This is a genomic window from Acidithiobacillus ferriphilus (assembly GCF_018854775.1).
GTDB lineage: Bacteria > Pseudomonadota > Gammaproteobacteria > Acidithiobacillales > Acidithiobacillaceae > Acidithiobacillus > Acidithiobacillus ferriphilus.
In genome coordinates this window covers 1-592 of the sequence record NZ_JAAZTY010000187.1, presented here as the reverse complement: position 1 = coordinate 592, position 592 = coordinate 1, and the positions used below count along the sequence as shown (strand labels likewise).

The following is a 592-nucleotide window of genomic DNA, read 5'->3' as shown; positions in this document are numbered from 1 at the left end:
TGACCGGCGCACGGTGGACCTGGGTGAGCGGATGGACGACATTCGCGATCACATGTGGGAACTGGAGAAGGAAGGCGAGATCATCGTCCATCGCATCACCGACGATCATAAGGCGGTTGAGGTGGATACGTTGTTTGGCTGGAAAAAACGGGTTCCCACCAACAACCTCTGGCATCACAAAAGCTGTGGTCAGTGCGGTAATATCCCCGGCTACCCCACCAGTCTCATGTGGTTCATGAATCACCTGGGGGTCGATTACCTGGACGAAACCGATCAGACCTCCTGCACCGCCTGGAACTACCACGGTTCCGGCATCGGCAACGTTGAATCCCTCGCCGCCGTTTTCCTGCGCAACTTCCATCAGGCCTATGTCTCCGGCAAACAGCACGGCTTCGAGAATGGCCACTTCTTCCCTCTGGTCCACTGTGGCACCTCCTTCGGCAATTACAAGGAAATCCGCAAGTATCTGATCGAATCCGCTGAACTGCGCGAAAAGGTCAAGAAGATCCTGGGCAAGCTTGGCCGTCTGGTCGACGGCAAGATCGTCATCCCCGAAGAAGTGGTGCACTACAGTGAATGGCTGCACGTTATG

1 pseudogene is annotated in these 592 nt (G+C 55.7%); it reads left to right on the top strand.

The features are described from left to right. Window positions 1–592, top strand: a pseudogene (locus tag HF921_RS11785) (heterodisulfide reductase subunit B); the annotation flags it as partial.